The organism is uncultured Bradyrhizobium sp. (assembly GCF_964252615.1).
In the GTDB taxonomy this organism is placed as follows: domain Bacteria; phylum Pseudomonadota; class Alphaproteobacteria; order Rhizobiales; family Xanthobacteraceae; genus Bradyrhizobium.
The window spans coordinates 58,150-70,522 of sequence record NZ_CAXUNQ010000002.1 but is presented as its reverse complement, the minus strand read 5'-3'; the positions used below and the strand labels follow the sequence as shown (position 1 = coordinate 70,522).

The following is a 12,373-nucleotide window of genomic DNA, read 5'->3' as shown; positions in this document are numbered from 1 at the left end:
TCTGAGGACCTCCGAACCGTTCACACCGCCTAATCCAACCAGGGAACACTACAATGTCGCAGAAGAAACAAGATCCGGATGAAACCGAGATCAGGGCGCCCGATGCGGAATGGACCAAGGCCGCCACCACAAAGAAACTTGATCAGGTCATGAAATTCTATGCGTCGGATGGCTCACTGGTCTGGCCGGATTATCCGCCCGCCAAAGGGCACGCAGCCATTCGCGCCGCGTGGAACAAAATGTACCTCGACGTGCCTGACATGTATCTGGATTTCGAGCCCACGCATATCGAGGTCAGCAGCGGACGCGATATGGCTTCCGACTTCGGCCTCGTGCATTTCGCGCCGGGTGCCAAGCCTGACGACGTCGGGAAAACCGCAAAATATCTGGTGGAATGGAAACGCGAACACGGCGCCTGGAAGGTATTTTACGATTGCTGGACTGGAACGCGCCGGAGAAAGATCGACAATAGCAGCAACAAGCTTCGGTGCGTCCCGCGGCTGCGGTCACGTGCAGCAACGCTGTTGCGCGGTTCCCTTCGATTGTCTCTTGCAACTGCGCTGACTGCGGCAATCGCTGTCTCGCGGCATTTCCCGCAAGTCGCCATAAACATACCTCAGGTCGGGCTCGTCGGGGACGTCCCCCGTCTATCGGCCCGGCCCGCGGGCGTGCTAACGTAGACGGTGTTGCATAACTCCGGCTCGAGCGAATTCCCGATGGCCAAGATTCACAAGCTCAAACCTTCCGTAAAACAGGCGGAAGATGCTGTCCGAACCCTGTTGTCCTGGGCAGGAGATGATCCGGACCGCCAAGGTTTGAAGGATACCCCGGCGAGGGTCGCCCGAGCCTACAAGGAATGGTTCAAAGGGTATGCGGAAGACCCCGAAGAACTGCTTCGGCGGACGTTCGATGAAACCGGTGGTTATGATGAAATCGTGACGCTGCGCGACATCCCTTTCGAGTCATTTTGCGAGCATCATCTTGCGCCCATCATCGGCTTTGCTCATGTGGGATATCTTCCAAATGGCCGCGTCGTAGGAATATCGAAGCTGGCTCGCGTCGTCGACGCCTATGCCAAACGCCTTCAGATCCAGGAGCGTTTGACCACTCAAATTGCCGACATAATCGAGAAGGTGTTGCAGCCGCAAGGCGTGGCCGTCGTCATCAAGGCCACGCATGGCTGCATGACGACGCGCGGCGTCCACAAGCACGGCGTAACCCTGGTCACCAGCCGCATGCTGGGTGTCTTTCGCGACAACGCCTCGACGCGCAATGAATTCATGACAGGCCTCGACATTTAAATGCAATGGTCGGCGTCATACCGGGAACGATTGTATCGCGCTCGCCTTCCGATCGACCACGCCTGCGATTTCACGGACCGACGGGTCGAGCTGTAACAGTGGCCACATCGAGCGCCGGAATCCTGATGTATCGAGGCACCATGCAGTCGCTGGAAGTACTGCTCGTGCATCCCGGCGGTCCATTCTGGCGCAACAAAGAGGACGGCGCGTGGTCGATACCGAAAGGCGAAATTGATCCGGGCGAAGATCCTCGGGCGGTCGCGCAGCGGGAATTCATGGAAGAGCTCGGCAGCGCTGCTGCGGGACCGCTTCAACCACTGGGCGAAATACGACAGCGCGGCGGCAAGCGCGTTTACGCCTTCGCCATGAAAGGCGACCTCGACGCCGGCCTCATCAGGAGCAACTCCTTTGAAATGATATGGCCGCCTAAAAGCGGGCGGACTCAGACATTTCCGGAGATCGACCGCGCTGAATGGTTTACACTGCCGGTCGCCCGCAAGAAAATCCTCGACGGGCAACGGCCTTTGCTTGATCGGCTGGAGGCCCTGCATCCTGATGAAAGATCCCTTTGACCTTCAGCGGTTTGTCGATGCCCAGGCGCCTGTATACGCCCAGGTGGTTTCCGAACTCGGAAGCGGGCGCAAACGCAGCCACTGGATGTGGTTCGTATTTCCTCAGATCGCGGGGCTGGGACACAGCGCGATGGCTCGCCGCTACGCAATCGCTTCGCGCGACGAGGTCCGCTCCTATCTAGCGCACCCGATCCTCGGTCCGAGGTTGCGAGAATGCACGCAAACGCTTTGTGAAATTCAGCAACGCTCGCTCCGCGAAATTCTCGGGAGTCCGGACCACCTCAAATTCCATTCATCGATGACGCTGTTCGAGACGGTGTCCGGCGATGGCATCTTCCGGACTGCGCTCGAAAAGTTCTGCGCAGGAGCACACGACCCTGTCACAATCGCCATCCTGAATCGTCGCTCGGAATTCGAGGGATCGAAGCCATCGGCGACGGAGCGTTGATCGCGCGTCTCGCCATCAGGCCGGCTGTTTGCAGCCCAAGCCTTCGCGGGATTGGCGGCACCGAGAAAACCAGTTAGTTGGAACCACCAAGGCGGCCGGCGGTTCTTTCCACCTCTTCTGTCTGGCCCAATGTGGTGAGCGGCCCGAATGTCTCAAACCGTCGGCGACTTCCTCGTTCAGCGCCTCCATCAATGGGGCGTCAGGCATATTTTTGGTTATCCCGGTGACGGCATCAATGGTGTGTTTGGCGCGCTCAACCGTGCAGACGGCAAAATCCAGTTCATCCAGGCACGTCACGAGGAAATGGCGGCCTTCATGGCATCGGCCTACGCGAAATTCTCCGGGAATCTCGGCGTCTGCATCGCAACGTCGGGCCCCGGCGCGTCTCATCTGATCACCGGCCTGTACGACGCGCTGATGGATCATCAGCCTGTCCTCGCCATTGTCGGTCAGCAGGCCCGCACCGCGCTCGGCGGCCAGTATCAGCAGGAATTGGATCTGGTGTCGATGTTCAAGGACGTGGCGGGCGCCTATGTCCAGCAGGCTTCTTCACCCGCTCAGGTCCGGCATCTGATCGACCGCGCCGCGCGCATCGCGCTGGCGCGCCGGACGGTGACCGCGCTCATCTTGCCGAATGATCTGCAGGACGAAGCTTACGAGGATCCGCCACGGGCGCACGGCACGCTGCGGTCCGGGATGGGCTACACAGCTCCGAAAATCGTGCCTTACGATGCCGACCTTGATCGCGCCGCGGACGTACTCAATGCCGGAAGAAAAGTGGCGATACTGGTCGGTGCCGGTGCGCTGGGCGCAACCGACGAAGTGATCGCGGTGGCAGACCGGCTGTCCGCCGGTTGCGCCAAGGCGCTGCTCGGCAAGGCCGTTGTTCCGGATGACTTTGGCTGGGTTACCGGTTCGATCGGGTTATTGGGAACGGAGCCCAGCTACAAGCTGATGATGGAATGCGACACTCTGCTGATGGTGGGCTCCGCATTTCCCTATGCCGAGTTCCTGCCGGAAGAGGGAAAGGCTCGCGGAGTCCAGATCGATATCGATCCCGGCCTGCTATCGATCCGCTTCCCGATGGAAGTCGGCCTCGTCGGCGACGCCGCTGAGACGTTGCGGGCGCTGCTGCCCCGACTTCACCAAAAGCCCGCAGAAGAGTGGCGGAAGACGATCGAAGGCAGCGTACGGGACTGGTGGAAAACGATCGAGGGCCGGGCGCGACAGCCGGCCAAGCCGGTCAATCCGCAACGTGTGGCTTGGGAATTGTCGCCGCGGCTGCCGCAGCGTGCGATCGTCACCAGCGACTCCGGGTCCTGCGCCAACTGGTTCGCGCGCGACCTGAAGATGCGCCGCGGCATGATGGCTTCGCTGTCAGGCGGGCTGGCGTCAATGGGCGCCGCGGTGCCCTACGCCATCGCCGCCAAATACGCGCATCCGGATCGTCCGGTGGTCGCGCTGGTCGGCGACGGTGCAATGCAAATGAATAATATGGCCGAACTGATCACCGTCGCCAAATACTGGCGCAGTTGGCAGGACCAGCGCTGGATCTTATGCGTTTTCAACAACGAAGACCTCAATCAGGTGACGTGGGAACAGCGAATCATCCAGGGCGATCCGAAGTTCGACGCATCGCAACGCATTCCGAACGTCCCCTATCACCGCTTTGCCGAGATGATCGGACTGCGCGGCATCTACGTCGACAATCCGGAGCAACTCGGATCCGCCTGGGATGCAGCCCTGGCCAGCGCCACTCCCGTGGTGCTGGAGGTCAAGACCGATCCCGAGGTGCCGCCGCTGCCGCCGCACATCACCCTGCAGCAGGCGAGGAATTTTTCGCTTGCATTGGCCAAGGGCGACCCGAACGAAGCCGGCGTGATCCGCGGCGCCGCACGGCAGGTCCTTGAGGCCATATTGCCAGCCAAGGACTGACCGGGGCATGGGGAAGCGCGCTGTCAATACGCTGCTGTCGTCCCACCCTAACCGTAGGTTCCACATGGCTTGAGGCGCCGTGGGCAAAATCCGTAGTGTCCAGCGGATCGGCAGCAAAACGGCGCGGAGGATCGAGCTCGGAACAAACGCTTAATACCGCCGTTCTTTGTCACTCGAACTCTGGAGAAGACACATGGTTACAGAATCACGCGAGACTGGAAATCTGATCGGCAGCGACAAGGTCGAGGGAACCGCCGTTTATGGTGCGGACGATCAGAAGATCGGGTCCATCGAGCGCGTCATGATCGACAAGATCAGCGGCAGGGTATCCTACGCGGTCCTGAGCTTCGGCGGATTTCTGGGGATCGGCGACGAGCACTATCCCCTACCATGGCAGTCGCTGAAATACGACACCGCATTGGGCGGCTATCGTACCGGAATTACGCAGCAGCAGCTCGAAGGAGCTCCGAAATACGGCAACGACAATAGCTGGAATTGGTCGGACACCTCGCGCACGCGATCCGTCAATGATTACTACGGTGTCGTGGTCTGAGCCAAGACGGCGCCGGCCGTTTCCGGGCCACGCGAGATCAATAATGTTGGGCGATGAAGCCATAGAGGAAACGATTATGAGCAGAGAGACGCCAAAAGACGATCCCCGCCAACAGACGGACTGGAAGAATACCAAACAGACCGACGAGCCTTGGAAGGGAGCTACCGAAAAGGACCAAGTGGCTCCAGATCGACCGAAACCAGATTTAGAACGTTGGCACGATAGCAGTACCCATTAATGGCGTTTAGTTAACCGCCGGCTTAGGTGGGGATCGTCTTTAGAATGCCTTATCAACGCCCTTGCGTACCGACTTTAGCGTTGCGACAAACCGCCAAGCCGCATGGTCGGCGCTAAAGGCCTCCAAGGCCTCCGAATATTTTCGTCGCCAGTTCGGATGCTGGGTCGAGGTCCCCGGCACATTGACTGGATCCCGCTCGCCCAGCATGTCATCGAGCTGTGCTATTGCTAAAACGGAACTGGTTCTTGCTAAGAACAGGTGGATCGCTTCAGTAAACTGTTCTTTTGAAACAGATGCATCGCTCAACTGCAGAGCTTTGAGGACTGCCGCTTTTTCGCGATTACGCAAAGCCGCTTGAGATTTCGCCTCCGGATCCGACGGATAAAGTTCGAGGCTGTGCTTGAGTTCAATATCCCTTCCGTCCAGCCAGCTCCCCAGAGTTGGCAGGTCGTGGCTGCCACCGACCGCAACGGAAAGCCGGGGATATCGATCAGGCGGCAGAAAATCGTTGGTATCTTGATCTTGCTCGAAGAATAGTACGCGATACGACAATATTCGAGCTTCCAACATGCGTTCGCGAAATCCGGCCGGCACGGTCCCCAGGTCTTCGCCTACGATCAGGCAGCGATTTCGGTGACTTTCGAGAGCCAGTATGCCTATTAGATCATCAAGCGGATACTGGACATAGGCTCCTTGGGAAGGGAGCAGCCCTTCCGGGATGCAGTAGAGCCGTCGAAGCCCCATGACATGGTCTATGCGCAACGCTCCCGCATGGCGCACGTTGGCGCGGACCAGGTTGATGAAGGGGCTATAGCCGCTTTTGCGCAGTGACGCGGGATTTAGAGGCGGCAGACCCCAGTTCTGACCTGCAGGGTTGAGAATGTCAGGCGGTGCGCCCACCTCGGTGGCCGCCAGGAAATCGCAGGGCCTTGACCACGTTTCGGAACCCGTTCGGTCGCAACCGACGGCCAGGTCGCAATAGAGGCCGATCCGCATGCCGCAACCTGCCGCCGCCTTCTTCACAGCGGCCAATTGTTGATCCGCGATCCACTGCAGCCAGTTGTAGAAAGAAATATCGCCGGAGTGATCTTTTGCGAACTGCCGAGCCTCCATTGTATGAGGCGAACGGTAATACTGCGGCCATAGCTTCCAGTCGACATGAGCCGGATTGTCACGAGCAAAGCGGCCTTGCAGCGCTTGAAATAGCGACGAATTCTCAAGTTCGGGGCCAGCCTTCTGCAAAAATTCTTTGAACAGCGATTGGCGATCGGGGCTGCCATGAGATGCGAAGTTCGCGTACACTAGTTTTAACACGTTCAGTTTGAGCCGCGCGACGCTTGCATAATCGACATAGGAAGCCGACCGGCAGCGTTCCAGCTCAGTCCGGAACTCGTCTGAGCCAACGCATGCCCGTGCCGGGTCGCACGCCGCAAATTCGGCAATTGCCTCGACATCGATGTACAGAATGTTCAGGAAAAGCCGGCTTGCCGGTGAGTATGGACTTGCGTGCTCCGGATTGGCCGGAAACATCTGATGGAGCGGATTGAGACCGATTACGTCGCAGCCATGGCTCGCCGCGAGGGCCACGAACCTCGCAAGGTCGGTGAAATCTCCGATCCCCCAATTACGCGCCGACCGTACTGAGTAAAGCTGAAGCGATATCCCCCAGGAACGCCCATTCTGGCCAAAGTAATCTGGTAGCCAACACTGTTCGGGGGTTACGATCAAAAGCGTACGGGCATCGAGGGCTTTGAGGTGCAATTCATGATAGCCCCACGGAATGTCCGTTAAGACGAGCTGCAAAACAGATCGATCAGATGGCACCGTTTTCCCGGCAGACCGCCCACTCCGGGGTTCTCCGTTTTCAAGTGTAATCTCCCAGTCGAGCTCAGCTATTTCAGCAGCCATGTTTAGGCGGATGGCGATTCGCCCATTTTCACTTCGAACCACCATCGCCGGCGGCAAAATGCTGCATACCTCCGTGGAATCCTTATTCTTGTCTTCGTTGCGGGAAATTCCCATGCTTTCAAGAAGCCGCGAAACCACCATAGCATCCGTTGCAACCGTTTCGCCGCGCGCATTCTGGTATTCAGACGCAACGCCGTATTCGGCGGCAAGATTCTTTAGCTCGTCACTCGCCATGCATCATACCTGTACGCCGTCCATATCCTCGATCGCCCAAAATACGCTCCAGGGCGGTATTGACGAGCCGATGGCGTTTCCGGGCCAAATCGCGCGACCGCGGCCTTCAAACATGAGCGGCAGCGCATCATCGGACAGGTTTGCAATGAGGTGTAGCGGGGATCCATCGCCCAGGATCCAGCGGATGGACACCGCGTTTCTGCCTAAAACCTGATAACTCCCGGTTTTTCCTTCCATGCCTTTTAATCTTGGTATGATTTCCCGGTGCCGTATCGCAATAAGCTGTTTGTAAAAACGAGCCCAGTCGGCATGGCCGTCAAGGGCTACCTGTGACCAATCAAGTTTTGCGGACTCAAACGTCGACCTGGAAGTGGGATCCGGTATCAATTCGCGCTTGTGCGGATCTTTAAATTCCGGGAATCTTGCGAATTCTTCGCGGCGGCCTTCCCGAACTGCTTTTGCCAATTCCGGTTCGAAGTCGCAGAAGAACGGAAACGGATTTGACGCCCCGAATTCCTCTCCCATGAATATCATGGGGATTTGCGGAAGCAGAAGATACACGGCCGCGACTGCACGAACCGCATCCACGGTTGCAAACGAGGTGAGCCTGTCGCCGAAGGCGCGATTACCCACTTGATCGTGGTTCTGAATAAACGCCACGAAAGCCGTGGGAGGTAGATGGCCGCTTGCTTCTCCCCGCGGGCGGCCCCGGTATCCCATCATATCGCCCTGGAATGCGAACCCTTCGGCAAGTGCGCGGCCAAGCTTCTCGGTATCGCCGGCGTAATCGACGTAATAGCCCGCCGTTTCTCCGGTTGCGGCAGCATGAAGGACATGATGGACGTCGTCATTCCATTGCGCCGTGTAATATACTGGCGCGCCGTCCGCCGTCCTGGCAATAAGCGATGCCTGATTCTCCTCGTTCTCAAGCAATAGATGTACGGGACGGTTCAAGGCGGCAGCTTTGACGCTGTCCGCGATCACTTCCAGCACATGCTGATTACTGTCGTCCTTGATGGCGTGCACGGCATCAAGCCGCAAGCCGTCCAAATGGAATTCTTCGATCCAGTAACAAGCATTCTCGATGACGAGCTGCCGAATTAGCTCGGAGCCCTCTGCGTCGTAATTTACGGCAGCACCCCAGGGGGTTTTATGTCTGTCAGTAAAGATGGGCGAGTAGACAGGCAGGTAATTGCCGTCGGGTCCGAAGTGATTATAGACCACGTCCAAAAACACCATGATGCCCCTGGCGTGCGCCGCATCCACAAAGGCCTTGAAATCATCCGGTCGTCCGTAAGCGGAGTCCGGTGCGAATAACAGGACGCCGTCATATCCCCAGTTCCGACCGCCGGGAAAATCCGCCACAGGCATGAGTTCGACGGCGGTGATTCCGATGTCGACCAGCCAGTCGAGCCGCCCAATGGCTGCCGAAAACGTTCCTTCCGGCGTGAACGTGCCGACATGAAGTTCATAGAGAATACACTGCTCCCAAGGCCTCCCCTGCCAGCCAATGTCCTTCCAAACGTATGTGTTGGGATCAATGACTTCGCTTGGCCCATGAACATCGCTGGGTTGAAAACGCGACGCCGGATCTGGCACCGCCAGACCGTCGCCTAAGATAAATTTGTAAAGTGCACCGACCTTGGCCCCGGCGCTGTGATACTCATACCATCCATGTCCCACGGGACACATCAAGCAGGGGGCGCCTCCGTCAACAGCAATTGAGACCTTCTGCTGATTTGGCGCCCACAGCCGGAAGCGGACCCCTTGCTCTGCGATTTGCGCGCCAAACTTTGTCAAGCGGCGGTGATCCGGCACCATGACTTTACTTTCCGGCGTTTGTCGCGTCATAAACCATCTGAACCAGGTCGCGTTCCTTAAAAAGTTCAAATGCTATCGTAGCTGCGAGCACGTTCGGTACGGGCAAGCATCGATACGTTGCGGTATAACGATGAGATTCAGGCGTACCATTAATAGAGCCCCGTCGACATATGGCCGATTACTGGCGGTATTTGCAGATCTCGGTTGGATATGACTCTCGTACAGGATGCGGTACGCCTCAACATTTCATGGAAGCGAATGATCAAATTCCGCAGCGGCCAGCTCGATCGGTTTGCACTGCTCGCGGTGCCGGTAAAAGGCGTCAGCAATCGCCCTGTCTAGCCCGAGCCTGATCTAACTCTGTCACGCTCTTCTTCGGCGTAGAGATTCTTTGTAGCTTGTTCAGTCTGCTGCTTTTCGGCACGGGTTCTGTTCCTGTTTCGTAAGATCGCGTACGCCATCACGAAGCCAAGAACAATAGCGCCGAGTCCCCAAATGGCGACCGGCAGCATGGATCCGTTCTGTACCGGCTGCCCCTGTGCAGCTAAGTCAACGGGAAACAATACCAGGGCAACCAAGATCAGACCGACAGCCGGCCGGGACATGCCCTCGGATATCGGCTTACTGGATACGGTCGGAATGAAGGTCATGGGATCCTCTTTGGGTAGACACTAATCAATTCCGGCGGGCCACAGATGGTTCCGGCATGGCGAAAATTGTCGTGTACGGTGATTTTATGTTAGACCGCTAATAGCCCGCGCTACGGCTTCCGACATGGTGACGGGCCGTCAGGCTTCATGAGGAAGTAAGATGTCAAGCCAGGATGATTTCGCACTGATGCTGGGCAATGCCGCACTCACCGTGTGGGGAGATATACCCCGCGAACTTCAGGAGGCGCTGTTCGAGCATGCCATGCGCGGCAAGGATGATCTGCAACGGACGAAACTTGCAAAGCTGTTGCACGAGAGGCACCCGCGCACGATGCATCCGGCTCGGCCTGCAGACTAGCCGGGTGGCGCCAGGCAAGGCAGTCGGATTGCGCTTAGAAGGCCAGGCCTACGGGCATTATCAGGCGTCATGAAAAAACGGCCGTGAAGCAAGCGCGCAATATGCTGCCATCTCGGTTATTTGGCGGCTCAGCCTGGAACGCTTATCAAGGAAGGGGGTTGGAAGCGTCACAGCAACCCCGAGGAGTTCACTATGAAGAAATTAATTCTGACGTCAGCCTGTATCCTGGCTATGTCGAGCGCCGGAGCATTCGCTCAGTCGAGCCAAGGCAAGGCCGGTTCCGATAACGGTCCTACCAGCAATTCCATGACAACGAACGGCTCCGGCAGCGCGGGCATGGGTGGCACCAATGCTGGCACTGGCACGATGATGCGCAATGACGGCACCACGACCACCGGCGCTGGCAGCGGTTCCAGTGCACCTTCCAGCCAAGGCAATGTAGGGCCGGGAACGAACAACAACGCCGGCAAACAGCAGGGCGGCCGCTAACCGCCAAAAAACGATGCCGCCGGGGACGGCGGCATCATTTTCCAAACAGTTGAAGCGTTCTGGTCTAACAAACTGTCGTAGACATTCAAATCACAACGAGTCGCTGTGGCAATTTCGCGCCTTTGAGCGCTCCCTGCCTTCGGTGAGCGTTGGTCTCTTTCGCCAGCCGCGCCAACGAGACCGCCCTGACATCCATAAAAAATCGGCCTAATTGCTAAGCTTTGTTCTGAACGGCGAGCTTTGGGCGTGAGCGCGACCGGACGCGCACGAGTCCAGCTTTGGCGAATAACGCGAGTCATGCAGCATCCCTTGATTTGCATACACACAAACCTGTCGCCAAGGCGCGCGATTGAAGCTGCGTTCGTGTAGCGCCGGCAGTTCTACACCGGCGTCGCCACCTCGAAACGCGCTCGCACATCGAATCCGTCTTTGCGTCGGAAACCGTTTGCGTCCTGATCTGATTGCCAATCACCAAACCTGCGAGCGATAGTTTGAGAGCAGCGCGAACACCATCGCGCTGCAAGCCGCCAATAAGGGACCCTCTCAAGAAAAGGGATGTCCGGTCTGCACCGACAGCGGCAACCGGACGCCGTCCGCTTCCCGGTCGAATCGTATCCACCAGCGTTTGGCGCAGCTCCGGTAATCCGAATAGCAGCTGCTTCCCATGGCTTCGCGCCATGATATATGGCCAATATACATTTTGAGATGGCGTATTCACAGGCAGCACGCCGCGCTTTGCGAGGAAACGATTTGAAATCGAAAACGCCAATAAAACGCCGGGCTCGGCCAATCGAGGCACAGGACGGCACGCTGACAGATCGCGCATATCGAGAGCTCGAAGAGATGATTGTCACCCTGCAACTAGCGCCGGGAACAATATTGTCGGAACAGGCGCTTGCAGTTCGCCTGAGGATCGGGCGGACCCCGATCCGGGAAGCCTTGCAGCGGCTTGCAAGAGACGGGCTGGTCGTGATCATGCCAAGGCGGGGCATCATGGTTTCTGAGATCAATGTAAGGCTGCAGTTGCGGTTACTTGAGGTGCGACGCGAACTGGAACGGCTGATGGCAAGGCTGGCGGCCGAGCGCGCCACCTCCGATGAACGTCGCGAATTCGCCGAGGTGGCGAAAGCCATGCTCGCAGCCGCAGCCAAAGCCGACGATATCGCCTTTATGCGGCTAGACCAGCGTTTCAACATCCTGATTGGCACCGCCGCCCGCAACGAATTCGCCCGCCGATCGATGGGTTTGATGAACGGCCTCTCGCGCCGGTTTTGGTACCAGCACTACCAAGAGGTTGCAGACCTGCCGCTTGCCGCCAAGCTGCACGCGGCGGTCGCCAACGCGGTTGCGCAGAAAAAGGTGAAAGCGGCGGCCACCGGGTCGGACCAGCTGATCGATTACATCGAGGATTTTGCGCGCAAAACACTCGACACCTGAGCAGATGGTCGATCCAGCGGAATGACGCTGCGAATTGCCGCCTCGCTTCACCACCGCAAAACCACCGTTGATTACCAACCGCGATACGGGGACGCCATCAGGCGACTACCGGGCCAGCGCGGCCAGCGCCTCGTCGAGATCGGCGGAGGTCATTTCCCATTCGTTGCCGAAATTTGCTACGACGGCTTGCATAAAAGGTTCAAGCGCCGCCCTCGCCCTGACCCTATCGCCGAGATGATCGATCAACAGCGCCAGTGCGAGCTGGCGAGGCTCCGGGCCCTCATAGCTCCATTCGAAGCCATTCTTGGTGAACTCCATGATATTGGTGCAGGGATCAAGTGGCGCGCCATCGACGGTCACCTTGACGCCATCGATAGTCCGATCTCCCACATAGTGTTTCATGCTGCTCTCCCTCATCGAGCCCGGCCT

At 58.0% G+C, this 12,373-nt stretch carries 14 protein-coding genes; 10 read left to right on the top strand and 4 right to left on the bottom strand.

Annotation, left to right across the window (positions count from 1 at the left end):
* Positions 1-53 precede the first annotated feature (53 nt).
* The 6 genes from ACFE72_RS01615 to ACFE72_RS01590 all read left to right on the top strand — a co-directional run bounded on the left by ACFE72_RS01615 (position 54) and on the right by ACFE72_RS01590 (position 4,809).
* Positions 54-680 carry a YybH family protein gene (locus tag ACFE72_RS01615; protein ID WP_375411299.1) on the top strand — a complete coding sequence of 209 codons (627 nt, stop codon included), beginning with the start codon at positions 54-56 and terminating at the stop codon, positions 678-680.
* A 36-nt stretch (positions 681-716) separates the two neighbouring features.
* The gene (gene folE, locus ACFE72_RS01610) at positions 717-1,301 is read left to right on the top strand and encodes a GTP cyclohydrolase I FolE (RefSeq protein WP_375411298.1); all 585 of its coding nucleotides are present in this window, start codon (positions 717-719) and stop codon (positions 1,299-1,301) included.
* Between the two features lie 98 nt (positions 1,302-1,399).
* Entirely contained in the window at positions 1,400-1,873 is a 474-nt protein-coding gene (locus ACFE72_RS01605) for an NUDIX domain-containing protein (RefSeq protein ID WP_375411471.1), read from the top strand.
* On the top strand, positions 1,857-2,321 hold the full coding sequence (locus ACFE72_RS01600) for a DUF1810 domain-containing protein (protein WP_375411297.1): 465 nt from the start codon (positions 1,857-1,859) through the stop codon (positions 2,319-2,321). Before ACFE72_RS01605 ends, ACFE72_RS01600 begins: the two co-directional genes overlap by 17 nt.
* 147 nt (positions 2,322-2,468) lie before the next feature.
* Positions 2,469-4,256 (top strand): thiamine pyrophosphate-requiring protein, encoded by a 1,788-nt coding sequence (locus ACFE72_RS01595; RefSeq protein WP_375411296.1) that lies wholly within the window; start codon positions 2,469-2,471, stop codon positions 4,254-4,256.
* 193 nt (positions 4,257-4,449) lie between these two features.
* Positions 4,450-4,809 (top strand): PRC-barrel domain-containing protein, encoded by a 360-nt coding sequence (locus ACFE72_RS01590; protein WP_375411295.1) that lies wholly within the window; start codon positions 4,450-4,452, stop codon positions 4,807-4,809.
* 277 nt (positions 4,810-5,086) lie between these two features.
* On the opposite strand, the gene malQ is transcribed toward ACFE72_RS01590, so the two are convergent.
* Positions 5,087-7,189, bottom strand: coding sequence for a 4-alpha-glucanotransferase (gene malQ / locus ACFE72_RS01585; protein ID WP_375411294.1), 2,103 nt, complete (start codon positions 7,187-7,189; stop codon positions 5,087-5,089).
* Positions 7,190-7,192: 3 nt separating this feature from the next.
* Complete coding sequence (gene treZ / locus ACFE72_RS01580) at positions 7,193-9,010, bottom strand: malto-oligosyltrehalose trehalohydrolase (RefSeq protein WP_375411293.1); 1,818 nt, start codon at positions 9,008-9,010, stop codon at positions 7,193-7,195.
* Between the two features lie 204 nt (positions 9,011-9,214).
* Here treZ and ACFE72_RS01575 point away from each other — a divergent pair, with 204 nt between their 5' ends.
* Positions 9,215-9,352 carry a hypothetical protein gene (locus tag ACFE72_RS01575; protein WP_375411292.1) on the top strand — a complete coding sequence of 46 codons (138 nt, stop codon included), beginning with the start codon at positions 9,215-9,217 and terminating at the stop codon, positions 9,350-9,352.
* On the opposite strand, the gene ACFE72_RS01570 is transcribed toward ACFE72_RS01575, so the two are convergent.
* A complete protein-coding gene (locus ACFE72_RS01570; protein ID WP_375411291.1) occupies positions 9,349-9,660 on the bottom strand; it encodes a hypothetical protein in 312 nt (103 codons plus the stop codon). The genes ACFE72_RS01575 and ACFE72_RS01570 overlap by 4 nt on opposite strands.
* A gap of 160 nt (positions 9,661-9,820) precedes the next feature.
* Here ACFE72_RS01570 and ACFE72_RS01565 point away from each other — a divergent pair, with 160 nt between their 5' ends.
* The 3 genes from ACFE72_RS01565 to ACFE72_RS01555 all read left to right on the top strand — a co-directional run bounded on the left by ACFE72_RS01565 (position 9,821) and on the right by ACFE72_RS01555 (position 11,944).
* Entirely contained in the window at positions 9,821-10,018 is a 198-nt protein-coding gene (locus tag ACFE72_RS01565) for a hypothetical protein (protein ID WP_375411290.1), read from the top strand.
* Positions 10,019-10,210: 192 nt separating this feature from the next.
* Positions 10,211-10,507 (top strand): hypothetical protein, encoded by a 297-nt coding sequence (locus ACFE72_RS01560; protein WP_375411289.1) that lies wholly within the window; start codon positions 10,211-10,213, stop codon positions 10,505-10,507.
* 705 nt (positions 10,508-11,212) lie between these two features.
* A complete protein-coding gene (locus ACFE72_RS01555) occupies positions 11,213-11,944 on the top strand; it encodes a GntR family transcriptional regulator (protein ID WP_375411288.1) in 732 nt (243 codons plus the stop codon).
* 105 nt (positions 11,945-12,049) lie between these two features.
* Here ACFE72_RS01555 and ACFE72_RS01550 read toward each other — a convergent pair whose 3' ends face one another.
* The gene (locus ACFE72_RS01550; protein ID WP_375411287.1) at positions 12,050-12,346 is read right to left on the bottom strand and encodes a DUF6166 domain-containing protein; all 297 of its coding nucleotides are present in this window, start codon (positions 12,344-12,346) and stop codon (positions 12,050-12,052) included.
* Between the last annotated feature and the right edge of the window lie 27 nt (positions 12,347-12,373).

What these genes read in the sequence shown, in the direction of transcription:
- ACFE72_RS01565 (WP_375411290.1), top strand. Translation starts at nt 9,821, where the DNA reads ATGTCAAGCCAGGATGATTTCGCACTGATGCTGGGCAATGCCGCACTC.
- folE (WP_375411298.1), top strand. Translation starts at nt 717, where the DNA reads ATGGCCAAGATTCACAAGCTCAAACCTTCCGTAAAACAGGCGGAAGAT.
- ACFE72_RS01550 (WP_375411287.1), bottom strand. Translation starts at nt 12,346, where the DNA reads ATGAAACACTATGTGGGAGATCGGACTATCGATGGCGTCAAGGTGACC.
- ACFE72_RS01595 (WP_375411296.1), top strand. Translation starts at nt 2,469, where the DNA reads ATGTCTCAAACCGTCGGCGACTTCCTCGTTCAGCGCCTCCATCAATGG.
- malQ (WP_375411294.1), bottom strand. Translation starts at nt 7,189, where the DNA reads ATGGCGAGTGACGAGCTAAAGAATCTTGCCGCCGAATACGGCGTTGCG.
- ACFE72_RS01570 (WP_375411291.1), bottom strand. Translation starts at nt 9,660, where the DNA reads ATGACCTTCATTCCGACCGTATCCAGTAAGCCGATATCCGAGGGCATG.
- ACFE72_RS01555 (WP_375411288.1), top strand. Translation starts at nt 11,213, where the DNA reads ATGGCGTATTCACAGGCAGCACGCCGCGCTTTGCGAGGAAACGATTTG.
- ACFE72_RS01600 (WP_375411297.1), top strand. Translation starts at nt 1,857, where the DNA reads ATGAAAGATCCCTTTGACCTTCAGCGGTTTGTCGATGCCCAGGCGCCT.
- ACFE72_RS01560 (WP_375411289.1), top strand. Translation starts at nt 10,211, where the DNA reads ATGAAGAAATTAATTCTGACGTCAGCCTGTATCCTGGCTATGTCGAGC.
- ACFE72_RS01615 (WP_375411299.1), top strand. Translation starts at nt 54, where the DNA reads ATGTCGCAGAAGAAACAAGATCCGGATGAAACCGAGATCAGGGCGCCC.
- treZ (WP_375411293.1), bottom strand. Translation starts at nt 9,010, where the DNA reads ATGGTGCCGGATCACCGCCGCTTGACAAAGTTTGGCGCGCAAATCGCA.
- ACFE72_RS01590 (WP_375411295.1), top strand. Translation starts at nt 4,450, where the DNA reads ATGGTTACAGAATCACGCGAGACTGGAAATCTGATCGGCAGCGACAAG.